The 25,576-nt window shown below is 65.6% G+C and carries 22 protein-coding genes, 2 pseudogenes and 1 riboswitch; of the genes and pseudogenes, 17 read left to right on the plus strand and 7 right to left on the minus strand.

Annotated features, from left to right (window positions below; all coding sequences use genetic code 11):
• Positions 1-105: 105 nt before the first annotated feature.
• A complete protein-coding gene (gene secG, locus ACVWY5_RS17925) occupies positions 106-495 on the minus strand; it encodes a preprotein translocase subunit SecG (protein WP_028334048.1) in 390 nt (129 codons plus the stop codon).
• Positions 496-699: 204 nt separating this feature from the next.
• On the opposite strand from secG, the gene ACVWY5_RS17930 reads away from it, so the two are divergent.
• Together ACVWY5_RS17930 and ACVWY5_RS17935 are read left to right on the plus strand one after the other, a co-directional pair.
• On the plus strand, positions 700-1,266 hold the full coding sequence (locus ACVWY5_RS17930) for a helix-turn-helix domain-containing protein (protein WP_028334047.1): 567 nt from the start codon (positions 700-702) through the stop codon (positions 1,264-1,266).
• 3 nt (positions 1,267-1,269) lie between these two features.
• Positions 1,270-1,800, plus strand: a complete 531-nt coding sequence (locus ACVWY5_RS17935; RefSeq protein ID WP_028334046.1) for a GNAT family N-acetyltransferase — start codon at positions 1,270-1,272, stop codon at positions 1,798-1,800.
• Between the two features lie 112 nt (positions 1,801-1,912).
• Here ACVWY5_RS17935 and tpiA read toward each other — a convergent pair whose 3' ends face one another.
• On the minus strand, positions 1,913-2,665 hold the full coding sequence (gene tpiA, locus ACVWY5_RS17940) for a triose-phosphate isomerase (RefSeq protein WP_028334045.1): 753 nt from the start codon (positions 2,663-2,665) through the stop codon (positions 1,913-1,915).
• Between the two features lie 241 nt (positions 2,666-2,906).
• Here tpiA and ACVWY5_RS17945 point away from each other — a divergent pair, with 241 nt between their 5' ends.
• The 5 genes from ACVWY5_RS17945 (at position 2,907) to ACVWY5_RS17965 (ending at position 10,147) form a co-directional block, all read left to right on the plus strand.
• Positions 2,907-4,808 carry a peptidylprolyl isomerase gene (locus ACVWY5_RS17945; protein ID WP_028334044.1) on the plus strand — a complete coding sequence of 634 codons (1,902 nt, stop codon included), beginning with the start codon at positions 2,907-2,909 and terminating at the stop codon, positions 4,806-4,808.
• A gap of 70 nt (positions 4,809-4,878) precedes the next feature.
• Entirely contained in the window at positions 4,879-5,892 is a 1,014-nt protein-coding gene (gene trpD, locus ACVWY5_RS17950) for an anthranilate phosphoribosyltransferase (protein ID WP_028334043.1), read from the plus strand.
• An 11-nt stretch (positions 5,893-5,903) separates the two neighbouring features.
• The gene (gene trpC / locus ACVWY5_RS17955) at positions 5,904-6,725 is read left to right on the plus strand and encodes an indole-3-glycerol phosphate synthase TrpC (RefSeq protein ID WP_028334042.1); all 822 of its coding nucleotides are present in this window, start codon (positions 5,904-5,906) and stop codon (positions 6,723-6,725) included.
• Between the two features lie 4 nt (positions 6,726-6,729).
• A complete protein-coding gene (moaC, locus tag ACVWY5_RS17960) occupies positions 6,730-7,257 on the plus strand; it encodes a cyclic pyranopterin monophosphate synthase MoaC (RefSeq protein ID WP_028334041.1) in 528 nt (175 codons plus the stop codon).
• A 157-nt stretch (positions 7,258-7,414) separates the two neighbouring features.
• Complete coding sequence (locus tag ACVWY5_RS17965) at positions 7,415-10,147, plus strand: EAL domain-containing protein (protein WP_028334040.1); 2,733 nt, start codon at positions 7,415-7,417, stop codon at positions 10,145-10,147.
• Between the two features lie 295 nt (positions 10,148-10,442).
• Here ACVWY5_RS17965 and ACVWY5_RS17970 read toward each other — a convergent pair.
• A pseudogene (locus ACVWY5_RS17970) lies at positions 10,443-11,802 on the minus strand (S41 family peptidase).
• Positions 11,803-11,955: 153 nt separating this feature from the next.
• Positions 11,956-13,149 carry an NADH:flavin oxidoreductase/NADH oxidase gene (locus ACVWY5_RS17975; protein ID WP_051376129.1) on the minus strand — a complete coding sequence of 398 codons (1,194 nt, stop codon included), beginning with the start codon at positions 13,147-13,149 and terminating at the stop codon, positions 11,956-11,958.
• 455 nt (positions 13,150-13,604) lie between these two features.
• On the opposite strand from ACVWY5_RS17975, the pseudogene ACVWY5_RS17980 reads away from it, so the two are divergent.
• A pseudogene (locus ACVWY5_RS17980) lies at positions 13,605-13,790 on the plus strand (hypothetical protein); the annotation flags it as partial.
• A gap of 114 nt (positions 13,791-13,904) precedes the next feature.
• Here the strand turns inward: ACVWY5_RS17980 and ACVWY5_RS17985 are convergent.
• The 3 genes from ACVWY5_RS17985 to ACVWY5_RS17995 form a co-directional block, all read right to left on the minus strand.
• Complete coding sequence (locus ACVWY5_RS17985; protein WP_018271828.1) at positions 13,905-14,054, minus strand: hypothetical protein; 150 nt, start codon at positions 14,052-14,054, stop codon at positions 13,905-13,907.
• A 402-nt stretch (positions 14,055-14,456) separates the two neighbouring features.
• Positions 14,457-15,368: an amino acid ABC transporter substrate-binding protein gene (locus ACVWY5_RS17990; protein WP_028334037.1), complete on the minus strand. Its 912-nt coding sequence runs from the start codon at positions 15,366-15,368 to the stop codon at positions 14,457-14,459.
• Between the two features lie 137 nt (positions 15,369-15,505).
• A complete protein-coding gene (locus ACVWY5_RS17995) occupies positions 15,506-16,441 on the minus strand; it encodes a DUF3280 domain-containing protein (RefSeq protein WP_028334036.1) in 936 nt (311 codons plus the stop codon).
• Positions 16,442-16,678: 237 nt separating this feature from the next.
• Between ACVWY5_RS17995 and ACVWY5_RS18000 the strand changes: the two genes are divergently transcribed.
• The 9 genes from ACVWY5_RS18000 to lexA all read left to right on the plus strand — a co-directional run bounded on the left by ACVWY5_RS18000 (position 16,679) and on the right by lexA (position 25,519).
• Positions 16,679-18,106, plus strand: coding sequence for a histidine kinase (locus ACVWY5_RS18000; protein WP_028334035.1), 1,428 nt, complete (start codon positions 16,679-16,681; stop codon positions 18,104-18,106).
• Positions 18,103-18,765, plus strand: a complete 663-nt coding sequence (locus tag ACVWY5_RS18005; protein WP_028334034.1) for a response regulator transcription factor — start codon at positions 18,103-18,105, stop codon at positions 18,763-18,765. Before ACVWY5_RS18000 ends, ACVWY5_RS18005 begins: the two co-directional genes overlap by 4 nt.
• A gap of 210 nt (positions 18,766-18,975) precedes the next feature.
• The gene (locus ACVWY5_RS18010) at positions 18,976-19,668 is read left to right on the plus strand and encodes a winged helix-turn-helix transcriptional regulator (RefSeq protein WP_028334033.1); all 693 of its coding nucleotides are present in this window, start codon (positions 18,976-18,978) and stop codon (positions 19,666-19,668) included.
• Positions 19,669-19,768: 100 nt separating this feature from the next.
• Complete coding sequence (locus tag ACVWY5_RS18015; protein ID WP_028334032.1) at positions 19,769-20,215, plus strand: YybH family protein; 447 nt, start codon at positions 19,769-19,771, stop codon at positions 20,213-20,215.
• A 288-nt stretch (positions 20,216-20,503) separates the two neighbouring features.
• Positions 20,504-20,589: riboswitch (ZMP/ZTP riboswitch) on the plus strand.
• A 36-nt stretch (positions 20,590-20,625) separates the two neighbouring features.
• A complete protein-coding gene (locus ACVWY5_RS18020; protein WP_028334031.1) occupies positions 20,626-21,897 on the plus strand; it encodes a serine hydroxymethyltransferase in 1,272 nt (423 codons plus the stop codon).
• A gap of 75 nt (positions 21,898-21,972) precedes the next feature.
• Positions 21,973-22,131, plus strand: coding sequence for a hypothetical protein (locus tag ACVWY5_RS18025; RefSeq protein ID WP_229162854.1), 159 nt, complete (start codon positions 21,973-21,975; stop codon positions 22,129-22,131).
• A gap of 576 nt (positions 22,132-22,707) precedes the next feature.
• The gene (locus ACVWY5_RS18030) at positions 22,708-23,340 is read left to right on the plus strand and encodes an HAD family hydrolase (RefSeq protein WP_028334030.1); all 633 of its coding nucleotides are present in this window, start codon (positions 22,708-22,710) and stop codon (positions 23,338-23,340) included.
• Positions 23,341-23,359: 19 nt separating this feature from the next.
• Entirely contained in the window at positions 23,360-24,571 is a 1,212-nt protein-coding gene (locus ACVWY5_RS18035; RefSeq protein ID WP_028334029.1) for a molybdopterin molybdotransferase MoeA, read from the plus strand.
• Positions 24,572-24,814: 243 nt separating this feature from the next.
• Complete coding sequence (lexA, locus tag ACVWY5_RS18040; protein ID WP_028334028.1) at positions 24,815-25,519, plus strand: transcriptional repressor LexA; 705 nt, start codon at positions 24,815-24,817, stop codon at positions 25,517-25,519.
• Positions 25,520-25,576: the final 57 nt, after the last annotated feature.

The raw sequence follows: 25,576 nt of genomic DNA on the forward strand, positions 1-25,576 counted from the left end.
AATTCGCCGGGCTGTGGGTTGCATCAAACTGGAAGCGATTTCAAAGCATTGATGGGGGTTTCTGATGCAGGATGCCAGCGGGGCATCCTGCATGGCCACCCTGCTTTATTGCGACCGTGGCGCCTGCGGGCCGCTCGGGGCCTGCTGCCCCTGCTGCTCGTCGGCCTTCTTCAGCGAATCGAGGATGCCACCCGAGGTCGGCGCGTTCATCGGCGTGCCGCCGGCCGGCTGCGTCTGCGCCGGTGCGCCGGTGCCGACGATCGAGCTCGGCTTGCGGTCGTAGCCCGCGTACCAGGACAGGAACAGGCTGGTGATGAAGAAGCCCACCGCGAGGATCGCCGTGGTTCGCGTCAGCAAATTGGCGGTGCCGCGGCTCGACATGAAGCCGGCGCCGCCACCCATGCCAAGGCCACCGCCTTCGGATTTCTGCAACAGCACGGCGCCGATCATGACGGCGACAATCATGAGGTGGACAATGATAACGACAGTCTGCATCGCAAGCCTTCCGTCACAAGCCGCCAAGCGGCCAGACAAACGGCGCTATCGGCTTTACGGTTTTCGTGAAGTCGCGCCCTGTTACACGATTGCACCGGGCATTGTCACCCCCGAGATAGTCGCACTGTCGACGATCACAAGCAGCGCCGATCGCGCCCCGGCCGGGCCTTGCCGGGAATTGGGAATTTCTACTATAGTAGACAAATGGATACTTTGGTAGACGACTTGAGCCAACGCCTGGCGCAGCGGATCAGGCTCGAGCGCGATGGCCGGGGCTGGTCGCTGGCCGACCTTGCAGAGCGCGCCGGCGTCTCGAAGGCCACGATCAGCAAGATCGAGCGCGCCGAGGTCAGCCCCACCGCGGTCGTGCTGGTGCGCCTCGCCTCGGCGTTCGATCTCACCCTGGCCGGCCTGATGTTGCGCGCCGAAGGCCAGGGCGAACGGCTGTCGCGCGCCGCCGCGCAACCGGTCTGGCGCGATCCGGAAACCGGCTATCTGCGCCGCCAGGTGTTCAGCCGTCCCGACCATCCGGTCGAGCTGGTGCGGGTCGAGCTGCCGCCGAAGCAGACCGTGACCCTGCCCGCCTCCTCCTACGCGCATATCCGCCAACTGGTCTGGGTGCTCAGCGGCAGCCTCGTCATCACCGAAGGCGGCGCACGCCACGTGCTCGCCGCCGGCGATTGCCTCGGATTCGGACCGCCGGCGGAGACGACCTTCGCCAACGAGACCAACGCCTCCTGCACCTATGTGGTCACCCTGGCCCGGAGCTGATGCATGTCGCACTTTGCCATCAAGCCGCTCGAGGATGCGCCTGGAATTCGCAGCGCGCTTGGCGAGCTGTTGGTCGAGACCGTCGCCGGCGGCGGCTCGGTGAGCTTCATGCATCCGCTGTCGCCGGATGACGCCGATGCATTCTGGCAGGACTCGCTCGGCGCCGCCGCGCGCGGCGAGCGCATTGTGCTCGGCGCATTCACCGGCAGTGATCTGATCGGCACCGTGACGCTGCTGCTCAAACTGCCGCCGAACCAGCCGCATCGGGCGGAAATTGCAAAGATGATGACACGCGTCGCCCACCGCCATCGCGGCGTCGCGACGGAATTGATGCGTGCGGCCGAGCAGCTTGCGATCGCGCACGGCCGCACACTGCTGGTGCTCGACACCGCCGAAGAGGATGGCGCTGCGCCACTCTATGAAAGACTGGGATTTCAGCTCACCGGCATCATCCCGGACTACGCGCTGAAGCCGCATGGCGGCCTCACCGGGACGATGATCTACTGGAAGCGGATCGGCGCGGCGGAGGTCTAGCCCGAACCGTCATTGCGAAGAGCGAAGCGACGAAGCAATCCATAGTTCTGCAGATGCGGAGCCATGGATTGCTTCGCTTCGCGCGCAGTGACGTGGATAGAACGCCGACCGCCTAACACCCCGCGGCGATCGCGAGGAAGTCCGACGCCTTCAGGCTGGCGCCCCCGACCAGTGCGCCGTTGACATTGGCCACGGCCATCAGCTCGGCCGCGTTCGACGGCTTGACCGAGCCGCCGTAGAGGATCCTGATCCTGTTGCCCTCGTCCTTGAAGCGATCGGTCAGCTGACCTCGGATAAACCTGTGAACTTCCTCGACATCCTTGGCCGTCGGGGTCAGGCCAGTGCCGATCGCCCAGACCGGCTCATAGGCCACCACCAGGTTGGCCGCGGTCGAGCCGTCGGGCAGCGAACCCGCAAGCTGGGTGCCGCAGACATCGAGTGTCTTGCCGGCGTCGCGCTGCTCGCGCGTCTCGCCGATGCAGACGATCGCGGTCAGCCCGGCACGCCACACGGCCTCCGCCTTCTGCCGAATCAAGGCGTCGGTCTCGCCGTGGTCGGCGCGCCGCTCGGAATGGCCGACGATGATCGCGACCGCGCCGAGATCCCTGAACATCTCCGCCGAGAGATCGCCGGTGTGGGCACCCGATGCCTTGGGATGGCAATCCTGGGCGCCAACCGCGACCTTCGAGCCGCGCGCCTTGTCGGCAAAGGCCCCGACCAGCGTCGCCGGCGGACAGACCAGGAGATCGGCCTTTCCGGCGACATCGCCGGCGCCCGCCAGCATCGCGTCGAACTCGACAAAAGAGGATTTCAGGCCGTTCATTTTCCAGTTGCCGGCGATCAGCGGCCGGATGGCGTCGGTCATGTCGGATTTCCCATCGTTCAAGCGTGTCCCTGCGCTACCAGAGCCGGGCGGCGACTTCCAGAGCGCGGCTTCGCGCACACCGTGCGACGCTTCCACCCGCGCGGCCAAGGTTGCGGGGGCGCTTCGGCCACTTTATGATGGGTTTTCAATCCGGTGACGCCCTGCTGCGGGACAAAAGCCTCGACTTTCAGCTCCCCATTGGGCACGACCCGGTTCCCCTCCTGTAAAACAAGTTGGACCCATGCTTCGAGGAATGCGGAAAGCCTCATCAAACTGGCTCGGCAAGACGATTATGGCCGTGGTGATGGGCGTTTTGATCGTCAGTTTCGGAATTTGGGGCATTGCCGACATTTTCAAGGGGTTTGGCCAGTCGACCTTCGCCAAGGTGGGCGGGACCGAGATTTCGGCCGAGCAGTTCCGCCAGATCTATACCGACCGCCTGCAGCAGCTAGGCCGCCAGTTTGGCCGTCCGCTGACGCCGGACCAGGCGCGCGCCTTCGGCATCGACCGCCAGGTGCTGCAGCAGACGCTTGCGGAAGCCGCGATGGACGAGGAAGCGCGCCGCATGGGCCTCAATGTGTCCGACGCCGAGGTACTGCGCGCGATCTACAACGATCCGAACTTCAAGGGCCTCAACAACCAGTTCGACCCACAGCGTTTCCAGGCCGTGATCCGCAACTATGGCTATACCGAAGGCCGCTACATCGCCGAGCAGCGCCGCGTTGGCCTCAGGCGGCAGATCGCCGGCACCATCTCGTCCGGGATCGAGCCGCCGAAATCGCTGGTCGAGGCGCTGACCCGGTTCCAGAACGAGCAGCGTTCGATCGACTACATCACGCTCGGCGCCGCGCAGGCCGGCACCATCGATCCGCCCTCGCCCGAGGCGCTCGCCGCCTATTTCGAGGACCACAAGGCCCAGTTCCGCGCGCCCGAATACCGCAAGATCTCCTTCGTCGCCATCACGCCCGAGGAGATCGGCAAGTGGGAAACGGTGTCGGACGAGGACGCCAGGAAGATCTTCGAGGAGCGCAAGGACCGGCTCAGCACGCCGGAGAAGCGCGAGGTCTCGCAGATCGTGTTTCCGGACGCCGGCGAGGCGCAGGCCGCGCGCGGGCGGATCGCGTCGGGCACGTCGTTCGACGACATCGCCAAGGAGCGCAACCTCAATCTGGCCGACGTCAATCTCGGCCTCGTCGCGAAGTCGGCGATCCTCGATCCGGCTGTCGCCGATGCCGCCTTCTCCCTGCCCGCCGGCGAAGTCAGCCAGCCGGTGCAGGGCCGCTTCGGCGTCGCGCTGGTCAAGGTCGGCAAGGTCGAGCCCGGCGCGACCCCGAGCTATGAGAGCCTCGCCCAGCAGGTGAAGAACGAGATCGCCTCCGAGCGCGCCCGCACCAAGGTCGCCGACCTGCGCGACAAGATGGAAGACGAGCGCGGCGGCGGCGCCAGCGTCGTCGAAGCCGCACAGAAGCTGAAGCTGACGCCCGTCACCATCGACGCGGTCGATCGCTCCGGGCGGCTGCCGAACGGCCAGGTCGCGACCAACATCCCGCGCGGTCTCGATGTGGTCTCGCAGGCCTTCAGCAGCGACGTCGGCGTCGACAACGACCCGATCCAGTTCAACGGCGGCTATGTCTGGTACGACGTGCTCGGCATCACGCCGTCGCGTGAGCGCAGCCTCGACGAGGTTCGCGATCAGGTCGAGGCCAAGTGGCGCGAAGACCAGATCTCCACCAAGCTGCGCGCCAAGGCGACCGAGATCGTCCAGAAGCTCGACAGCGGCGCCAAGCTCGCCGACGAAGCCGCCGCTGCCGGCGTCAAGGTCGAAACCGCCGCGAATTTCAACCGCGAGGCCTCGCTGCCTGCCGTGCCGGCCGGCGTGATTGCGGCGGCATTCCGGACCGCCAAGGACGGCGACGGACAGACCTCCGTCGCCGGCGGCAGCCAGTGGGTGGTCTTCCGCGTCACCAACGTGACGGTGCCGCCGGTGGACTTCGCGTCGGACGCGGCCAAGCAGCTCACCGAGGCGCTGCGGCGGTCGCTCAGCGACGAGCAGGTCGCGCAATATGTCACAAAGATCGAGTCCGATATCGGTGTGACCATCAACCAGGCAGCCTTCGCACAGGTGACAGGCGCAAATAATTGAGCATGATCGGGACATCGCGACGACGCGCTGCACGCCGATCAAGCTCCAACAACAGACCCTGAGCCAGCGAATGGACGACCTGAAATCGATCATCGGAAAAGTCGCCACCGGCGCCACGCTGACGCGTGAAGAGGCGGCGTCCGCCTTCGACAGCATGATGTCGGGCGAAGCCACGCCCTCGCAGATGGGCGGCCTGTTGATGGCGCTGCGGGTGCGCGGCGAGACCGTCGAGGAGATCACGGGCGCCGTCACCGCGATGCGCGGCAAGATGCTGCCGGTCACGGCGCCGGCGGAGGCCGTCGACATCGTCGGCACCGGAGGCGACGGCTCCGGCTCGGTCAACGTCTCGACCTGCGCGGCCTTCATCGTGGCCGGCGCCGGCGTGCCCGTGGCGAAGCACGGCAACCGCGCATTGTCGTCGCGCTCGGGCGCCGCCGACGTGCTGGCCTCGCTCGGCGTCAAGCTCGATTTGACGCCCGAACAAGTCGGGCGCTGCGTCAAGGAAGCCGGCATCGGCTTCATGTTCGCGCCCGCGCATCATCCGGCGATGAAGAATGTCGGTCCGACTCGGGTCGAGCTCGCCACCCGCACCATCTTCAACCTGCTCGGCCCGCTGTCGAATCCCGCCGGCGTCAAGCGGCAGATGGTCGGCGTGTTCTCGCGGCAATGGGTGCAGCCGCTGGCGCAGGTGCTGAAGAACCTCGGCTCGGACAAGGTTTGGGTCGTGCACGGCTCCGATGGCCTCGACGAGATCACCCTCACCGGCCCGACCTTCGTTGCGACGCTCGAGAACGGCGAGATCAGGACATCAGAGGTGACGCCCGAGGATGCCGGCCTTGGCCGCGTCGGCGGCGAGGCGCTGAAGGGTGGTGACGCCGATGCCAATGCGATCGCGCTCTCCAGCGTGCTGCAGGGCAAGCCGAGCGCCTATCGCGACGTCGCCCTGCTCAACGCCGCCGCCGCGCTGATCGTGGCCGGCCGCGCCAAGGACCTCAAGGAAGGCGTCGCGATCGGCGCACAGTCGCTCGACAGCGGCGCTGCCGCCGCGCGGCTGAAGCATCTGGTCGCGGTTTCCAACGGCTGAGAGCGCGAAACATGTCCGACATCCTGACCAAGATCGAGGCCTACAAGCGCGAGGAGATATCAGCCGCGAAGCGCGCCCATCCGCTCGCCGAGGTCGAGACGCAGGCGAAATCGGCCTCGGCCCCGCGCGGCTTCGTCCGCGCCCTCAAGGACAAACATGCGCGCGGCGACTACGCGCTGATCGCGGAAGTGAAGAAGGCCTCGCCCTCGAAGGGCTTGATCCGTGCCGATTTCGATCCGCCCGCGCTCGCGAAAGCCTATGAGGCCGGCGGCGCGGCGTGCCTGTCGGTGCTGACCGACGCGCCCTCGTTCCAGGGCCATCTCGACTTCATGGTCGCGGCCCGCGCGGCGACCAGCCTGCCGGTGCTGCGCAAGGATTTCATGTTCGACACCTACCAGGTCGCGGAAGCGCGCGCCCACGGCGCCGACTGCATCCTGATCATCATGGCCGCGCTCGACGACGCGGCGGCCGGGGAGATCGAGGACGCCGCGCTCGGCTACGGCATGGACGTGCTGGTCGAGATCCACGACCGCGCCGAGCTTGACCGTGCCTTGAAACTTCGCTCGCCGATGATCGGCGTCAACAACCGCAATCTGCGCACCTTCGAGACCACGCTCGCGACCAGTGAGGCGCTGGCGCCGCTGATCCCGCGCGACCGCCTGATGGTCGGCGAGAGCGGCATCTTCACGCCGGACGACCTCGCCCGGCTCGAACGGGTCGGGATGTCGACTTTCCTGGTCGGTGAAAGCCTGATGCGCCAGCAGGACGTCACCGCGGCCACCCGCGCCTTGCTGACGCGGCAGGCCGCCCCGCGCGCCACCGCAACGCGCTGACGCAATGGCGCGGAACAGCAAGGGCAAGACCAAGGCCGAGCCGTCCGGCTCCGGCACCGCCCTCACCCATATCGACGCCAAGGGCGAGGCGCGGATGGTCGACGTCTCGGCCAAGCCCGCGACCGAGCGGACCGCGGTCGCCGAAGGCCGCGTCGTGATGAGCAAGGCGACGCTTGCGCTGATCGAGACCGGCCAGGCCAAGAAGGGCGACGTGCTGGCGACGGCGCGCATTGCCGGCATCATGGCGGCGAAGCGGACGTCGGAATTGATCCCGCTCTGCCATCCACTGGCGCTGACCAAGGTCACGATCGACATCACGCCCGACCGCAAGCTGCCCGGCTGCATCGTCCGCGCCAGCGTCAAGGTGACGGGGCCGACCGGCGTCGAAATGGAGGCGCTGACCGCAGTCTCGGTCGCATGCCTGACGATCTACGACATGGTCAAGGCGGTCGACCGCGGCATCCGCATCGAGGGCATCCACCTCGTCAAGAAGATCGGCGGCAAGTCCGGGCACTATCGCGCCAGCGCTTGATCGCCGGTGCGCAAGCGACGGCCTGTCGCGAATCTCCGCAAGGCTTCATTAACCAATCTCGCTAACCCGCGCTCCATTTCGATTGGGTACGACTTCCGCGGGCCGGGGGTGCACGAAACCTACTTCCGGGTGAAGCACCTGGAAGCGATTGCGGCACATGAATCCAAACGGCAGCGCCTCGTTCAACGTCAAATCGGTGATCGGCAGCGGCCCGATCCGCTGGCTGATCCTGGGCGGCGCCGTGCTGATGGCCGCGATCGCGATCGGCGCTACGCTGATGGCGGAGAATATCCGCGATCGCGCCCTGCACAACAGCGAGCGTGAGCTCGAGAACACCGTGCTGCTGCTGGCGCGGCATTTCGACCAGCAGCTCGACGATCTCGAGGTCGTCCAGCGCGACCTGATCGCGTTCATGCGCGACAATGCAATCGCGACGCCGGAAAATTACAAGCGCCGGATGTCGGCCGCCGACATCCACGCGATGCTCAAATCCAAGATGGACGCGCTGTCCAATGTCGGCAGCCTCAACGTGTTCGACGCCGATGGCGTTCTGATCAACAGCTCGGGCGCCTGGCCGCTGCCGCAGGCCAGCATTGCCGACCGCCCCTACTTCCAGATCTTCAAGTCGAGCCCCTATTCGCCCGACATGCAGGTCGCGCCGGTGGTCAGCCGCATCACCGGAAACTGGACCACCGTCATCGTCCGCAAGGTCACCGGTCCGCACGGCGAATTCCTCGGCGTGGTCGGCCGCGGCATCGAGCCGGCGGCCTTCGAGAAGTTCTTCTCCACGGTGGCGCTCGGCGATGGCGCCGCGATCTCGATGCATCATCGCGACGGCACGCTGCTGGCGCGCTATCCCCATGTCGAGGAGCTGATCGGGAGGAATTTCCGCAACGGTCCGGTCAATCAGCAGCAGGTGTTCGAGCTGCCGCAGAGCACGACGCGGCTCGCCAGCCCGGTCGACGGCAAGGACCGTCTGGTGTCGTCGCGGGCACTGACCAAATTCCCGATCGTCGTCGTCGCGACGAGCACCACGGAGGCGGCGCTCGCCAACTGGCGCGAGCAGATCGGCATCCTGATCGCGGTGACCAGCATCTCGGTGGTGGCGATCGCGATCCTGCTGACGCTGGTAGTGCGCAAGCTGGTGCAGCAGCATCGCGCCCAGCAGCAGCGCCTGACGCTGGAGAAGCTGCGGCTCGACACCGCCGTCAACAACATGACGCAGGGCCTGTTGCTGTTCGATGCCGCGCAGTGCCTGGTGATCTGCAACAGGCGCTATATCGAGATGTACGGGTTGTCGGCCGACATCATCAAGCCCGGCTGCAGCTTCCGCGACGTCATCGTGCATCGTCACCGAACCGGCTCGTTCCAGGGCGACGTCGAGCGCTACGTCAATCTCGTGCTGCGCGACGTCGGCATCCGCAACACCATGGTGATCACGACGCCCGACGGGCGCTCGATCCAGGTCGTCAACGAGCCGCTGGCCGACGGCGGCTGGCTTGCGACCCACGAGGACGTCACCGAGCGCCGCCGCGCCGAGGAGCGCATCACGCATCTCGCCCACTACGATCCTCTCACCGACCTGCCGAATCGCGCGCTGTTCCACGAGGAGATCAGGCGCGAGCTGCCGCATGTCACGCCCGACAGCCAGCTTGCGGTGCTCTATATCGACATCGACGAATTCAAGGGCGTCAACGACTCGCTCGGCCACATGGTCGGCGACGAGCTTCTCAAGTCCGTGGCGCGGACGCTGAGCGGCGTGATCGGCGAAGGCGATTTCGTCGCCCGCCTCGGCGGCGACGAGTTCGCGATCGTGCAGACCGGGGTGAAGAGCGAGGCGGAGGTCGCCGACCTCGTCGCGCGCATCTACGAGGTGATCCGCGCGCCCTATCAATGCCTCGGCCACCAGGTCACGACCGACGCCAGCATCGGCATCGCGCTGGCACCGAAGGACGGCACCGATCTCGACCAGATCATGAAGAACGCCGATCTTGCGATGTATGCGGCGAAGTCGGCCGGCCGGCGCGTCTTCCGCTTCTTCGAGCCGGCGATGGATGCCGACGCCCGTGCCCGCCGCGAGCTCGAGATGGAATTGCGGCAGACGATCGCCGCCGGCTCCGGCCTCGAAGTGCATTACCAGCCCTGCGTCGACCTGCGCAGCAACGAGATCACCGGCTGCGAAGCGCTAGTGCGCTGGCGCCATCCGCAGCGCGGCATGATCTCGCCGGCCGAATTCGTGCCGATTGCGGAAGAGACCGGTCTGATCAACCAGCTCGGCGAGTGGGTACTGATGACGGCCTGCAAGGAAGCCGTGAACTGGCCCGACCACGTCAGGCTCGCCGTCAACGTCTCGCCGGTGCAGTTCCGCAGCGGCACGCTGGCGCTCAAGGTGATCGCGGCGCTTGCAGCGTCGGGGCTGTCTGCGAGCCGACTCGAGCTCGAGATCACCGAGGCGGTGCTGATCCGCGACGACGAGACGGCGCTGGCCGCGCTGCACCAGCTGCGCGCCATCGGCATCAGGATCGCGCTCGATGATTTCGGCACCGGCTATTCGTCGCTGAGCTATTTGAAGCGGTTCCCGTTCGACAAGATCAAGATCGACCGCTGCTTCGTCACCGACATCGCCGATCCGCAGGGCTCGGCCGGCATCGTCGAGGCCGTCGTCAACATCGCCGCCGAGCGCAGCATGACGACGACGGCGGAAGGCGTCGAGACCGCGCAGCAGAAGCAATTGCTGCGCGAGCTCGGCTGCTCGGAAATGCAGGGCTATCTGTTCAGCCCGCCGAAGCCCGCCGCCCAGATCCGCGAGCTGCTGGCCGGGCACCGCCGCGGCCCCGCTGCGGGAGCGAGCACCACGCGCCGGCGCAAACCCGTCGCCGGCGCGGCTTAAGGCCGCTCGGAAGTCGCGAGCCCGAGGGGCGTCTGCACAATTTCGGAATATTGGAAGAATACCCTGAAATTGCCCGACGTGTCAAATTGACTGGTCGACCGCCTGCCACCGGCTACTTTGCATGGGGTTGTTTTCGATATTTTGGCAGCACGCGCCTGCGACGGCGCCTGGATGGAGCCGACAGGTCGCACGAACGTGCGCCCGATGACAGGCCCCGCGCAATCCGGGGACCTTGCAAACGCGCAGACAGCTCCCGGATTTCGCTTCGCTCCATCCGGGCTACATGTGTCGGGTTCTAGTTCGGCACCGGCCGCTTCTGCGCGGCCTTGGTGTCGGCGTTCTTGGCGTCGGCGTTGACGGTGACGCCGCGCAGCTGGTTGAACGCCGCGGCGAGCGCCTTGTCGTTCTTCTCGTCCGGCGGGACATAGGACTGCGAGCCGGTCTGCTCGGCGCCCTCGGCCGCGAGATGGCCGCGCATCGAGGCCTCGCCCTTGATCTCCGACCGGGTCTTGAACTCGTCCGGCACGTCCTGCAGCACCTCGATGTCGGGCTTGATGCCGAGTGCCTGGATCGAATGGCCCGACGGCGTGAAATAGCGCGCCGTGGTCAGCGCCAGCGCGCCATTGCCGGTGCCGAGCGGAATGATGGTTTGCACCGAACCCTTGCCGAACGAGCGGGTGCCGATCAGGGTTGCGCGCTTGTGGTCGTGCAGCGCGCCGGCGACGATCTCGGAGGCCGAGGCCGAGCCGCCATTGATCAGCACAACGAGCGGTTTGCCCTTGGTCATGTCGCCGCCATGCGCGGTGAAGCGCTGGGTTTCCTCGGGATTGCGGGCCGCGGGTCGAGACCACCTCGCCGCGCTGCATCAAGGTCGAGGTCACCGAGACCGCCTGGTCGAGCAGGCCGCCGGGATTGTTGCGGAGGTCGACGACGTAGCCGGCGAGCTTGTCCTGCGGGACCTGCTTCTGGATATCGCCGATCGCCTTGCGCAGCCCTTCGGTGGTCTGCTCGTTGAACGAGCTGATCCTGATATAGCCGATGTCGCTGCCCTCGACGTGATACTTCACCGGACGGACGCGGATGATCTCGCGCGTAATCGAGACCTCGATCGGCTTGTCGGCGTCCTTGCGGATGATCTTCAGCCGGATCGAGCTGTTGGGCGCGCCCTTCATCTTGTTGACGGCCTGGTCGAGCGTCATGCCCTGGATCTGGTCATCGTCGATCGAGGTGATCACGTCGCCCGACATGATGCCGGCGCGCGAGGCCGGCGTGTCGTCGATCGGCGCCACCACCTTGACGAAGCCGTCCTCCATGGTGACCTCGATGCCGAGCCCGCCGAACTCGCCATGCGTGGTCTCCTGCATCTCCGCCCAGCCCTTCTCGTTCATGTAGCGGGAGTGCGGGTCGAGCGAGGAGATCATGCCGTTGATCGCGCCCTCGACGAGCTTGGAGTCCTCGGGCTTCTCGACGTAGTCGGTCTTGACCTTCTCGAACACCTCGCCGAACAGGTTGAGCTGCGAATAGGTGTTGCTGTTGTCGGAATGCGCGGCGGCGTTGGCGACGGCGAACAGATGCGCGCCCTGCGGCGAGGCCACGAGCAGGGTGAGACACGCGCCCGCGACCGTCCCGAGCAAAAAGCCAACATGTTTGCGCATTATCCGTGATCCCTTCGCTAACGGCCGGCAACGTTTCGCAACATTCGGCCCCACCCCGACGCGGGGCACCACACAACGGCTTTTTGGTCGGATCAAGGCCGCCCTGTCACCGGACCATTACGGTCCTGTCACGGTGCCCGGATCGGCCTCTTGTCAGGCCCCTGTCAGCCTTTCGTCGGCCTCTGGCCCACTCTCCCGCAACCCGTTCTGCCAGGTCGACGGCTGGGTGCCGAATCCGCGCTTGGCCCGCGTGCCCAGCCAATAGCCGAACTGCGGAGGAACGTTGCGGAACGGCCCCTCGACGCCGAGCTTGAGCGCGGCGTCCATCGGCCAGTTCGGGTTATTGAGGATTTCCCGGCCGATCGCGATCAAATCTGCTTGTTTATCACGCAGGATTTGTTCGGCCTGGTCACCGTGGATGATCAGGCCGACCGCCATGGTCATGATATCGGCATGGGCGCGGACATATTCCGCGAGCGGCACCTGATAGTTGTATTTGATCTCCTTGCCCAGGATCGGCGCCATCTCGCTGATTCCGCCCGATGAGCAGTCGATCACGTCGACGCCCTTCGCTTTCAGGATCCTGGCGAGCCGCGCGCTCTGCTCCGGGCCCCAGCCAGCGTTGTCCTCGACCGACAGCCGCACGAACAGCGGCTTGTGATCCGGCCAGTGAACCCGCACCGCCTCGGTGACCTCGATCAGGAAGCGCATCCGGTTGGCTTCCGAGCCGCCATATTCGTCGCTGCGCTGGTTGGAGCGCCCGGAGAGGAATTCGTGCACGAGATAGCCATGGGCGCCGTGCAGTTCCAGCACCTCAAACCCTGCCGCATGGGCGCGTCGTGCCGCCTGCCCCCAGGCTGCGACGAGGTCCTTCACCTCATGCGTATCCAGCGCGCGCGGCACCGGCCAGCGCTCGCTATGGGCGATCGCGCTCGGCGCCACCGGCGTCCAGGCATCCCAGTCCTCGATCTCGGCGATGCGTTCGAGCGGGCGATCGCCCTCCCAGGGCCGGCTCGCACGCGCCTTGCGGCCGGAATGGCCGAGTTGAATGCCGGCGACCGCGTTCTGCTGCTTGATGAAGCCAACCAGGCGACTCAGCGGCGCGATGAACTTGTCGTCCCAGATGCCGAGATCGCCGATCGTGCCGCAGCCGCGCCGCTCGACCTTGGTCGATTCGACGATCACGAGACCGGCGCCGCCGGCGGCGAACTTGCCCGCATTCATCAGATGCCAGTCGGTCGGAAAGCCCTTCTCGGCGGAATATTGATGCATCGGCGGCACCACGATGCGGTTCTTCAGCGTGACGCCGCGGATGGTCATTGGCGAAAACAGCAGCTTGTCGGACATCGCTTCCTCATTATGCGTCGTTACCCGGCGCGCGGGACCGATCTTGTGTTTGGCGCGGACGATATACGCACCGCGCGATGGCCGATAGAGGCACGCGGGCGGCCACTCAAACGGGATCGCTGTAGCGGGCCGCGGCACCTTCGCGATGCCTGTTCCCTCGCGGCGATTTTTCGCGCGCACAGGAAATGATGATCGCGAAGCGTGTTGTCCCCCGGTAACCCAGAGGAGGGACACTCATGAGGACCCGCACAATCGCACTGCTCATCGCCGGTGCCATGGCAACCGGCCCGATACTGGCGCAACACGCGGTTGCCCAGAACCTGCAAAACGAGGCCGACAAGGGCGCCAAGACCCGCAACTCCGGTGAATCCGGCTATGTCGGCGATCAGGACAGGCCCGGCGCGGCCGCAACGCCTCCGGGGCGCCCCGACACGGCCGCCGGTTCCCCAAACGCCACGACGTCTCCGAGCGCTCAAAGTTCCGGAACCGGGATCGCCGGCGCGCCCGGCAACAAGAGCGGGCCGCCCGCCAAGCAGGGCACGGTCGGTTCGAACTCGCAGAACCTGCATGTCCAGGAACAGGATCCGTCGAACATCAAGGGACAGCCCGGCAACAAGAGCGGCCCGCCGGCAAAGCGCTAGTTTAGGCTGCGCGCCATGCTGACCAGGCGGCCGTGAACCGGAAGGCGCCGGCAAAGCTCGCTTGGTTTGCTCGGCGCCGGTTCGACACGCGCCGTTGATCGAAAGTGCTCCGATCTATTGTGCGGCCTTCCGGCTCGCGGAGAGGTCGGTCGGGCAATTTGCCCCGCATTCAATCGATTTCTTCTGGTCGGCAACGCGCCACACCAGCAACGCGACCAGGACAATGATGGTGACGGTGAGCTTGGCCAATGCGTCGTGGTTCAATGTCGGCTCCGCAGAACAATCGGCATAACGAAAAATCAGCTGCAAGCAGAAATGTGACCCCGGCGTCCTCGAAGGCCGAATGCTGGGACGTCCACCAGGCCCGCATTCGATTCGGGCCGGCCGACGTCATGATGGTACGGTCTTGGCGCGGTCTGCAAGCTTCTCAGTCTGCAAGGCAGCATGGCACGGCCGGCCGCAGCCGGTTGGAACATTGTCATCGGTGTGCGGTTCAGTGGCTGTCCTCTGATTCATTGCCCCAGAGGCACACACCACCTCCTACGGCCCCAGCCGTCACGCTGGGGCCGTAAATCATTGGAGTTGCACGCGGGGACTGCTGCGCGGGGTGAGCGCAGCGGCTTCCGAGAACCACAATCGATTTGCACGGGCGCGCCCGCAATGCGGCTACTTGCCGACCTCGTACACGTCGGGATCGAAGCTCGAGTTCGGATGGGCGAACGCGTGGCGCAGCGCCGGCGACATCGGGACGTTGTAATTGATACCTTTCGGCGGGGTCGGCGCTTCCAGCCATTTCGTGTACATGACCTCGATCTCAGGGCTCTTGTAGAGTTCCGCCGTGGCGCGGTCGGCAAGCGCCTTGAACGGGGTGTCCTCCCTGCGCAGCATGATGCCGAACGGCTCTGCCTTCGAGAACGCCTCCTCGCTGATCATGTAGAGCGAAGGCTGCTTCGACCGCGCGATCGCAACCGCAAGCTGGACATCGTCGAGCGCGTAGGCCTGGGCGCGATCGGTCTCCAGCATCAGGAACGCCTCGGCCTGGTCCTTGGCCGGGAGAACGTTGATGCCGAGCTTGCGTTCGGTGTTGACCTTGATGAGCTGCGTGAGGTTCACCGAACCCGCAACGGCGGTGACGGACTTGCCCTTGAGGTCGTCGATCGTGTTGATGCCTGCGGATTTCTGGGCGGCAAATCGCGTCGCGCTGAGGAAGTGCGTGTTGGTGAAGGTCACCTGCTTCTGGCGGTCCGCGCTGTTGGTGGTCGCCGAGCAATGCAAATCGATCGTGCCGTTGACCATCAGCGGAATGCGGTTCGACGAGGTCACCGGGAGGTAATCGACGGCGATGTCGGATACGCCGAGCTCCTTCTTCACGGCATCGACGATCTTCAGGCAGATGTCGAGCGCAAAGCCGATCGGCCGCTGATTGTCGTCGAGATAGCTGAAGGGAACGGAAGCTTCCTGAAAGCCGAGCGTGACCTTCTTCGTCTCCTTGATCTTCTGCAGCGTGCCCGACAGCTCCTCGGCCGCCGCGGGGCTTGCGGCGAGCGTGAGGGCGAAGAAGATGGCGGGCAAACGCATCGGCGGCTCCTGTGGGGTGATCAGGCGGCGGTGATAGCGCACGCATGAGCCCGGAGCCAGACGACGGTGTATCTAGCAGCTATCGCACTTTGCTATGGTCCGTCTGCCAAAGCCGCAGCCGCAGCCGCGAAGAATCCCTAGCGCTGCGCCCCACCCTCGAGCAGGCGATCGCCGACCAGGCGGACCGCGCCACGGGTCCAGGAATAATCGGCGCCCATCCGCAGGCCGCTGTCGCCGCGTGAGAGGACCGCGCCGCTGCGGGCGTCGCGCAGCTGGAAGCCGATCGTGTATTCGGTCCGGCTGACCCGCCTGATCACGCCGATCAGCGATTGATCGGCGCCGAGCTTTTGCGCGATCGCCGCCTCGCAGCCGTCACAGTCGCGCAGCGCACGCGCCTTGACGGGCTCTGCGGTCGCGCCGCCGGTATCGACCAGGTGGTAGCGGCCCGACTGCGCAAGCCGGTCGCGCACGCCCTTGGTCACATCCGCGAGGTAAGCCGCATCGGCGTCGGCAAGGCCGGACGCGGTTGCCGCGGAGGTGTCCTCAAGCTCGAATTCGAACACCGCAAGCCCGATCGGCGCCGCAGTGGCGGACTGCGCCGGCGGAAGCACGCCCGCGAGAACGCCGCGCACCTCGCGCGACACGAACATCCGCGCATGGTCCCATGCCTCGTCATTGTCGCCGCGAAACGTGTAGAGCTTTTCGTACAGCACGCGGCTCCCTTCAACATCGATGACCGCCACCTTGGCCCACTGCACCAGCGTGCTCATCTTCTGCACGCCGCCGACCACCTTGATCCGGGCCTCGCCTGCGGGCGCAGCTGCTGGCACCAGGCGATAGCGCGGCTCCGCGGCGACGTCGGCGCGCAACGCGCGCATGAACGCGTCGAGCCGCTTCTGGTGCGCGACAGTCTGATCGATGACCTCGCCCGAGGTGTCGACATAGCTGAAATCGTCGATGCTGACGCCAAGCGGGGATGCCACCGCCGTGCCGGCTTCGGCGCGCAGCGGACAGGGTCCGGCCAGGAGGCCGATCAACGCGAGGGCGTGCAAGACAAGACGGGATTGACGCATAGTCTGGGCCTTTCGGATGCGGGCGTGGGCGGGTCGGTCGCATCCTGGGCCAATAGGCCTCCGCGCCGCAGCGGAGTGCCTCCCGCCCGGTGCCGGGAAAATTTCACGACGATGGTCCGCGCCGAAAGAACGCCTATGGCAGCGCTTCTCGGCGCCTCCGTTCTGCCGTTTAATGTGCGTGGCGGCCCTGCCCGCGATCGCGCGCCGAAGCCCGCCTTCGATCTTGAGGATACGCCAATGTGGAATTGGTCCGGAAGCGATCTGAAACTGCGGCTGACGTTGCGCGTGGCGATTGTCTCGACGCTCTGCTTTGCCGTGATCTCCGGCTATTTCCTAATCGAGGCCGACCGCTCGGTGCGCGGGCGGATCGCGGCGGTTGCCGATGTCGCCGCCAAGACGCTGGAGCTGCAGCAGAGCAAGATCCAGTGGCTGAACAATGCACGCTCCGAATTTCCCGATCTCGACAGCGTTGCCGCCTCGGTCATGACGCCGGGACTGTGCCTCGCCTTTCGCAGCAATAGCGGCGAGATCAGCCAACGCTTCTGCGGCGGCGCGCAGACTGACACGGCCGCGCCGCCGCTGGCCTTCGCTGCGCTCTATCGCCGCCTGTTCGATCCCGGACGCGAGGCGGTGCAGCAGGTCGTTTCGCGCGGCAACGCCATCGGCGAGGCCGTGGCCTGGATTGATCCGGCGGTGCCGACCGCCGAGGCCTGGCACGATGCCGGCCGGCTGATGGCGGTGTTCATGATCGCGCTGCCGCTGCTCTGCGCCCTGGTCTATGCTGCGCTGGCGCGGGCGCTGCGTCCGACGCGGCAGATCCGCGACGGGCTCGAGCGGATCGCCGCAGGCGATCTCGCCGCGCGCCTGCCGCCGTTCGATCTCGCCGAACTGTCGGCGATCGGCGACGTCTTCAACCAGCTCGCCGAGCGCCTCGCCGCCGCGCTGTCCGACCGCAACGCGCTGACGCAGAAACTGATCCTGGTGCAGGACGAGGAGCGCCGCCACCTTGCGCGCGAGCTGCATGACGAGTTCGGGCAGTCGCTGGCCGCCATCCGCGCGCTCGCCGCCTCGGCGCGCCAGACCGCGGCGGCGGATTGCCCGCCGCTGCTCGCCGAATGCGACGGCATCGCGCGGACCGCGACCGACATGATGGAGACATTGCGCGGCGCCCTCTTCCGACTCCGCCCGCCCGATGTCGACGAACTCGGACTTGCGGCCAGCCTCGAGGGCCTGGTCGCCGGCTGGAACGGCCGCAGCCGCGGACAGCCGCGGTTCGAGATCACCATATCGGGATCGTTCGAGCGCCTCGCCGCCTCCGTCAGCGCCAATCTCTACCGCATCGTACAGGAGGCGCTCACCAACGCCGCCAAGCATGCCGGCGCCACGCGCGTGATGCTGCGGCTTGAGATGCGCGAGCCGCCGCCCGGCGGCGGCGACAGCACGATCGTGCTCGCGATCGACGATGACGGCCAGCCCGGCGATCCCGATCCCAAAGGCGATCCCCAGCTCAGATCCGGCCTCGGCCTGCTCGGCATGCGCGAACGGGTCGCCGCGCTGGGCGGGCGGCTCAGCTTCGAGACCGGACAGCCCAGCGGCTCCTCGCTCCGCGTCATCGTTCCCGTCGCCGCCAGCCGAGAAGCCGCACAGGTGGAGCGCGCGGCATGAGCCACGCTGCGCGAACCATCATGCTCGTCGACGACCACGCCGTCGTGCGGGAGGGCTACCGGGCGATGCTGCAGAAGCAGCCGGGCCTCTGCGTCGTCGCCGAAGCCTCCGACGGCGTCGAGGCCTATCGCCTCTACAAGGAGACCGGGCCCGACCTCGTCATCATGGACCTGTCGATGCCCGGCATCGGCGGCATCGAGGCCATCCGCCGCCTCCGGCAGTGGGACAGGCGCGCAAAAATCCTGGTGTTCACCATGCACCAGAACGCGGCCTTTGCCGTGCAGGCGATCCGCGCCGGCGCGAGCGGCTATGTCACCAAGACCAGCCCGCCGGAGACGCTGGTGCACGCCGTGATGGATGCGCTGTCGGGCAAGATCGCGATCAGCCCGGATATCGACCACGAGCTCGCGCTCAGCCACCTTGCCGGCGAGACCAAGGCGGCCGACCTCCTGACCGCGCGGGAATTCGAGGTGCTGCGGATGCTGCTCGCGGAAAACACCACCGAGGAGATCGCCGAGGCGCTGCACCTCAGCCCCAAGACGGTCGCGAACCTGCATTCCCTGATCAAGGACAAGCTCGGCGTCGGCACCGATATCGAGCTGGTCCGCCTCGCGCTGCGGCAAGGCATCCTGACGCAGATCGATCTCGGCGAACGCTGAGCCCGCGGTGGCACCAGCCAGGCCGCGTACTGGCAAATCGAGCCGCATCTGCCTTCGGGCAAACCGAACATCGAGCCGGCATCGTCGAATGGCCGAGTCTCGAGAAAATCGCGTAACAGACGTCCAGGACAGCCTCGATGCTGGCTCGTCTGGGACATAGTCCAGAACCTGGACTACCTTGGTGGCCCTCGTGATGCTAAAGTTCTCGTCATGAAAGGCTATGGATCATTTTGCCCCGTAGCCAAAGCTGCGGAAATTCTCACGGAGCGGTGGACCCCGCTCCTGCTCCGCGAACTGTTGCTGGGGTCCCACCACTTCAACCAGCTTCGCCGCGGCATCCCGCAGATGTCGCCGACCCTCCTCTCCAAGCGCCTGCAAACGCTAGAAGAAGCCGGGCTAATCTCACGCAGATCAGGCGATAACGGGCATTGGGAGTACCATCCAACCCAGGCAGCCAGGGAAGCCAGGCCAATTATCGATGCAATGGGCTATTGGGGCCACAAATGGGCTCGCAGCCAGCTCACACCCAACGAACTTCACGCGGGCCGGCTCATGTGGAATATGCGCCGTTCGTTCGATCTAAGGCACATTCCATGCGACTTCGTTCTGTACATCGAGATTGCGGACGCTCGGCCGAAGCGCTGGTGGTTTGTTGTGAAGAAGGAGGAAGCCGATCTTTGCTGGGATGACCCCGGCTTCAAGGTCGATATCAGCCTCTATGCGAGTCTGCTGACGCTCGTGCAGATTTTCGTAGACGAGATGCCGCTGCTACGGGCGCGTGAGCTCGGCAAAATCGAGATCGACGGTCCCAGGCATCTTGTGAACAGCATGCGGGCTTGGTTCCCACGCAGCAAATATGCCGATGAGGCGCCGGCGGCCGCAGATCGAGTCTCAGCCAGTTGAGGATATCCAGTCTACTTTCTGGACTAGTGGTTCTGCTGCCTCGGCTATAGCGTTTGCGAATGCGCTCCCGCGCTAAGCATCTCAGCTAAAGGAGGCAAAGATGAGCCGCCCTTCTCTTCTTTCATGCACCCTGTTGTTGATCTTTACTTGTACTTGCGTCAGTCCCGCAGGGGCAGCCCCACCTGCCGACGAACTTTCCTCGGCGGCTGCCAAATGGGATGCCGCCATCAACAACGCAGACTTCGATGCCCTGTTACCGTTGTATGCCGCTGACGCCAGATTGATGCCGCCTGGTGCGCAGCCAGTCACCGGCCCTTTGGCAATCCGTAATTTCTTTGCCGGGCGGGGAAGAAGCGTCAGAGATCACAAGGTTGAGCTGCTCGATGTGTTGCCCATGGGAAACTACGCCTACACCACCTCGCATTTCACGGCCACGCTAGTAGTAAATGAGAAGGCGGCGCCAATTTCTGGCAGCACCGTGAGACTGCTTGAACGCCAACCCGACGGGCAGTGGAAGATAAAGTCTCATATCTTCGTCAAGGAATAGATTCGCGGGTGCCACAGCCACACGGTCAGCCACCCCGCAAGCCTGACGGGCCGCAAGTGACGGATGGTCATGCGCCTTATTGGCCTCAGCCGAAGACGGCATTGATCATCGGGACATCGGTTCATTGGGTAAGCCGGACGTCCCTCGGTTTGGTCGCCATTGCCGTGGCTGTCGCCAGATGTTCGATCTCGCCCAACGCTGGGCCCGCGGCGACGCCCGCGATCAACCCTTGCGAGCCCGCCGGGGATTGGATAGCCTTCTGCTCGCGATGAGCTTCGCAGGCTCATTCGCCTCTCGCGCGACTGGCGAGCTTACGTGGAATTGACCACGGTGAAGCGCGAAGGGTTCCAACGCCGTTCGCCTGGGCAACCCGTTCAGCTGATAATCCAGCGTCTTAGGGAGCCCGGACCATGCCGTCATTCCGCAATGAACTCCACCTCAACGATTTGGAAGTTGCCCTTGCGCTCGAGGGCGAAGAGCGCCGCCAGCAAGACGGCGTCGAGCTGATTCCGTCGGAGAACTACACCTATCCCGAGGTTCTCGAGCTGCTCGGATCGGTGTTCACCAACAAGTATTCCGAGGGCTATCCGGGACGCCGCTATTACGGCGGCCAGGAATTTACCGACCAGATAGAGAACCTCGCCCGACAGCGCGCTTGCGCGCTGTTCCGCGCCGAACATGCCAACGTTCAGCCTCTGTCCGGGTCGCCAATGAACCAGGCCGTGTATCTCGGCCTGCTGCAGCCCGGCGATACGATCTTGGCGATGGACCTGTCACACGGCGGCCATCTCACCCATGGCGCACCGGTGTCGCATATGGGGCGGCTCTTCAACTTCGCCCGCTACAAGACGCAGCCGTCAAACGGCGGCGCCATCGATTTCGATGAGCTCCGCGCCATGGCCCGGAACGTCCGCCCGAAGCTGGTGCTGTGCGGCTACAGCTCTTATCCGCGCGATCTGGATTATGCGTCCTTCAAGAGCATCGCCGATGAGGTGGGTGCACTGACCATGGCCGACGTCAGCCATTACGGCGGCCTGATCGCCGGCAACGCCTTGCGCAATCCGCTCGATGCGGGTTTCGACGTGATGACGACGACATCGCACAAGACGCTTCGCGGGCCGCGCGGCGGCATCGTTCTCTGTCGCCGGGAGTTCGCCGGCAAGATCGACGCGTCGGTGTTCCCGGGATTGCAGGGAGGTCCGCACATGAACGTCGTGGCCGGAACCGCGGTCACGCTGAAGAAGGCATCGACGGCCGATTTTCACGCCTATGCAAAGCTGGTCATGCGCAACGCGAAGGTCCTGGCCGAAGCGTTGATGGAACGCGGCATGACGTTGATCACCGGCGGAACCGACAATCACATGATGGTCGTGGATACGGTGGCCAGCGTCGGCCTGGACGGCGGCGCGGCCGAGAACATCCTCGACGCCGTCGGGATCACCGCAAACAAGCAGATCATTCCCGACGATCCGCGTCCGCCGCTCAAGCCGAGCGGCATTCGCCTCGGGACGCCGGCGGCGACCACGCGCGGCATGGGCGAGCCCGAAATGCGCCTCATCGCCGAACTCATTGCGGAGTCCCTCCGGTCGAAGGGAGATGCAGCGGTCGTCAAGCGATTGAGGTCGAACAGCGTCGAGATGTGCCGCGCTTTCCCCGTTCCGGGGATCGCGCCGCCCTCATAGGCGGCCGACCCGCGTTCCGTTCGTCGCGTCACTCGGCAGGTCGTGAAGGTTCCCGGGGGAAGACCGGAACGGAAATTGATGCTGTTCGTTGGACCGCATGATCTCGAAGACGGAGCGTCCAACGCCGTGACCCGGAAAACCTTGCAAGCACGCTCGGAACAGGCGCTCGTCGTCATCATTCTCAGCACCGGTGCGCTGATCGGTTACCTCGGCCTGGCACTGTCCAGGATGTGAGAGCTACGCCCGGCGGGCACCAAGCCGCCGGCAAGCATCAAGCCGCTTGGTGCCTTGAAAACTTGCGCGCGTGCCCCGACGTGGCAAGCCTCCACAGCAAAAATATAGGATGCAACGAAGAGCAAAGCTCGGACAAATCATGTCGCGAGAATGCGGACGTTTGACGCACAAGCGACAACACACTCGGCGTCGTCCCGGCGAAGGCCGGCACCCATTACCACGAATCTCAATTGTTGCGCGACGCTGGGGCCACGATCCCGTTCCTGATCAAATGCGGTGGTTATGGGTCCCGGCCCCCGTGCGCAATTGCGCACTAGGCCGGGACGACGGCGGTGGATATGGCGCGAGCTGGAGTTCTTTCTTCCTTCTGGAAGGGTAGCAAATCACGCCTTCCACTTCGCCGCGGCCTCTCGGCTCAAGCACAAGCGTCTCTGGAATACTGGATCACCCGCTTGCGCGCGGGTGATGACACCCGCGCGTGCATGGACGACGGCGCGCTTAACGCCCGTCGCACACCTGCCGCACAAATCGAGGACATTGCCGCCCGCCCGCAATTCTCGTACACGGTTTCACGCAATGACCTCGCAATTCACTCCCAACTCCGTCGACGTGCTGCTGTTCGATATCGGCCGCGTCGTGCTCGACATCAACTTTGACAAGGTGATGGCGCACTGGGCGCAGCATGCCGGCTGTGCGCCCGCCGAGCTCGCCACGCGCTTTGTCGTCGACGACAGTTTCAAGCATCACGAGATCGGCCGGATCGACGACGCGGCGTTCTTCGAAAGCCTGCGCCGGACGCTCGGCATCAACATCACGGACGCCCAGTTCCTCGAAGGCTGGAATGCGATCTTCACCGGCGAGATGCCGGGCATCGCCCCGCTGGTCGCGGCGGCCGCCAGGCAAATGCCGCTTTACGCCTTCTCCAACACCAATCCGGCCCATGTCGCGCATTTCTCGGTCACCCATGCCGAGCTGCTCAGCCATTTCCGCAACGTCTTCCTGTCGTCGAGCATCGGCTTCCGCAAACCCGACGCCGAGGCCTATGATCATGTGGTAAAAGCCATCGGCGTGCCGGCGTCGCGGATCCTGTTCTTCGACGACCTGGCCGCCAATATCGAAGGTGCGCGGGCGCGCGGCCTTCATGCTATCCACGTGACATCGACGGATGACGTGGCAAGGGCTTTGACCGCACTTGGTATTGAACATTAGGAATTGAGGAGCTCTGAGCGTGGCCCTGATGCCGGTTGCCGATGCCCTGTCCGCCGTCCTCGCCGGCGCCGAACCGCTGCCGGAGGAGATGGTCGCGCTCGATGCCGCCTACCACCGCACGCTTGCGCACGACCTCGCGGCGCTGCGCACCCAGCCGCCGCAGCCGATGTCGGCGATGGACGGCTATGCGGTGCGCGCCGCCGATGCGGCCGATCTAAAGGCCCGGCTCAAGGTGATCGGCGAAGTCGCCGCCGGCCGGCCGTTCGAGCGGACGGTCGGCGCCGGCGAGGCGGTGCGGATCTTCACCGGCGGCGTGATCCCGAGCGGCGCCGACGCCGTGATCATCCAGGAAGACACCGCCGTCGACGGCGACCACATCACGATCTCGGAGGCCGCCAGCGTCGGGCGGCACATCCGCCAGGCCGGGGTCGACTTCCGTGAGGGCGAGGTGCTGCTCGCCGGCGGCAGCCGCCTGTCCGACCGCGCGCTGTCGCTGGCGGCCGCCATGAACTATCCGGAACTGACGGTGCGCCGCCGCCCGAAGGTCGCGGTGCTGGCGACCGGCGACGAGCTGGTGATGCCGGGCTCGCAGCCCGGTCCCGGCCAGATCGTCTATTCCAACGGCTACGCGCTGCGGGCGCTGGCGCGCGCCGAAGGCGCCGAGACCGTCGACCTCGGCGTTGCCGCCGACACGGTGGAGGCGACCACGGCCGGCATCCGCCGGGCACGCGAGGCCGGCGCCGATATCCTCATCACGACAGGCGGCGCCTCGGTCGGCGACCACGATCTCGTCAAGCGGTCGCTGGAAGCCGAGGGCGTCGAGATGGCGTTCTGGCGGATTGCGATGCGGCCCGGCAAGCCGATGATGCACGGCCGGCTCGGCGCGATGCGGGTGATCGGCCTGCCCGGCAATCCGGTGTCGTCCTATGTCTGCGCCTTCCTGTTCCTGGTGCCGTTGATTCGGGCGCTGAGCGGCCGGAAAGTGATTCATCATCGCCGCGCAAGCGCCCTGCTCGGCCGCGACCTCGCCGCCAACGACCAGCGCGAGGACTATCTGCGTGCGCGTCTCGAAGCGCGCGAGGACGGCACGCTGGTCGCAACCCCGGTGACGCAGCAGGACTCGTCGCTGCTCGGGAATCTCGCTGCGGCACGGGCGCTTCTCGTGCGTCCGCCGTTTGCGGCGGCTGCCGTCAAAGGCAGCGAATGCGAAATTCTGACACTGCCCGAATAGGGTTTTCGCGCCCCGCCGATTGTGCGTTGCCCGACACGTTCACCGGAAATTAAGTGGTTGCGGAACACATATCGAACATATAGTGTCCGTTCATGATTTGTTTCGAGTACTGGTGTCTACAATCGGGAAGCCGCGTGGAAGCAGGTGCATTGAGCACATGCTCCTGAGGTCAGGCCCGGCCTGCAGGCCCCACCAGAAGAGTCTCGGAATCGAACGACGCTATCAACCGGGGGAATACTCGAGATGCTCACGCGCAAACAGTACGAACTACTGCGTTTCATCAATGAACGTTTGAAAGAGGCCGGCGTACCGCCCTCCTTCGACGAGATGAAGGATGCGCTCGACCTGCGCTCGAAGTCCGGTATCCACCGCCTGATCACTGCGCTGGAGGAGCGCGGCTTCATCCGCCGCCTGCCGAACCGCGCCCGCGCCATCGAGGTCATCAAGCTGCCCGAACTCTCGGCCGGCGCCGGCAACGGTCGCCGCGGCTTCACGCCCAGTGTCATCGAAGGCACCCTCGGCCGGCGCGCCAGCACGCCGCCGATTGCCGAGGACGACGGCAACCGTCCAGTCGCGGTCCCCGTGATGGGCCGGATCGCCGCCGGTACGCCGATCGAGGCGCTGCAGACCCGCAGCCACACCATCAGCGTGCCGCCCGACATGCTCGGCGCCGGCGAGCACTATGCGCTCGAGGTGCGCGGCGACTCGATGGTCGATGCCGGCATCCTCGACGGCGACATGGCGCTGATCCAGCGCAACGACGTCGCCAATACCGGCGACATCGTGGTGGCGCTGATCGACGAGGAGGAAGCCACCCTGAAGCGCTTCCGCCGCCGCGGCGCATCGATCGCGCTCGAGCCGGCCAACACCGCCTATGAAGTGCGCATCCTGCCGCCGAACCGGGTCCGCATCCAGGGCAAGCTGATCGGCCTTTATCGCAAATACTGAATTGCAAATACTTGCGGCGGCCGGGAACGAGCAACACGTCGGATCGTTCCTTGCATG

This window comes from Bradyrhizobium sp. USDA 3256, from assembly GCF_054058275.1.

Coding starts and splice junctions, on each gene's coding strand:
- secG (WP_028334048.1), bottom strand. CDS start 495: ATGCAGACTGTCGTTATCATTGTCCACCTCATGATTGTCGCCGTCATG.
- ACVWY5_RS17930 (WP_028334047.1), top strand. CDS start 700: ATGGATACTTTGGTAGACGACTTGAGCCAACGCCTGGCGCAGCGGATC.
- ACVWY5_RS17935 (WP_028334046.1), top strand. CDS start 1,270: ATGTCGCACTTTGCCATCAAGCCGCTCGAGGATGCGCCTGGAATTCGC.
- tpiA (WP_028334045.1), bottom strand. CDS start 2,665: ATGACCGACGCCATCCGGCCGCTGATCGCCGGCAACTGGAAAATGAAC.
- ACVWY5_RS17945 (WP_028334044.1), top strand. CDS start 2,907: ATGCTTCGAGGAATGCGGAAAGCCTCATCAAACTGGCTCGGCAAGACG.
- trpD (WP_028334043.1), top strand. CDS start 4,879: ATGGACGACCTGAAATCGATCATCGGAAAAGTCGCCACCGGCGCCACG.
- trpC (WP_028334042.1), top strand. CDS start 5,904: ATGTCCGACATCCTGACCAAGATCGAGGCCTACAAGCGCGAGGAGATA.
- moaC (WP_028334041.1), top strand. CDS start 6,730: ATGGCGCGGAACAGCAAGGGCAAGACCAAGGCCGAGCCGTCCGGCTCC.
- ACVWY5_RS17965 (WP_028334040.1), top strand. CDS start 7,415: ATGAATCCAAACGGCAGCGCCTCGTTCAACGTCAAATCGGTGATCGGC.
- ACVWY5_RS17975 (WP_051376129.1), bottom strand. CDS start 13,149: ATGTCCGACAAGCTGCTGTTTTCGCCAATGACCATCCGCGGCGTCACG.
- ACVWY5_RS17990 (WP_028334037.1), bottom strand. CDS start 15,368: ATGCGTTTGCCCGCCATCTTCTTCGCCCTCACGCTCGCCGCAAGCCCC.
- ACVWY5_RS17995 (WP_028334036.1), bottom strand. CDS start 16,441: ATGCGTCAATCCCGTCTTGTCTTGCACGCCCTCGCGTTGATCGGCCTC.
- ACVWY5_RS18000 (WP_028334035.1), top strand. CDS start 16,679: ATGTGGAATTGGTCCGGAAGCGATCTGAAACTGCGGCTGACGTTGCGC.
- ACVWY5_RS18005 (WP_028334034.1), top strand. CDS start 18,103: ATGAGCCACGCTGCGCGAACCATCATGCTCGTCGACGACCACGCCGTC.
- ACVWY5_RS18010 (WP_028334033.1), top strand. CDS start 18,976: ATGAAAGGCTATGGATCATTTTGCCCCGTAGCCAAAGCTGCGGAAATT.
- ACVWY5_RS18015 (WP_028334032.1), top strand. CDS start 19,769: ATGAGCCGCCCTTCTCTTCTTTCATGCACCCTGTTGTTGATCTTTACT.
- ACVWY5_RS18020 (WP_028334031.1), top strand. CDS start 20,626: ATGCCGTCATTCCGCAATGAACTCCACCTCAACGATTTGGAAGTTGCC.
- ACVWY5_RS18030 (WP_028334030.1), top strand. CDS start 22,708: ATGACCTCGCAATTCACTCCCAACTCCGTCGACGTGCTGCTGTTCGAT.
- lexA (WP_028334028.1), top strand. CDS start 24,815: ATGCTCACGCGCAAACAGTACGAACTACTGCGTTTCATCAATGAACGT.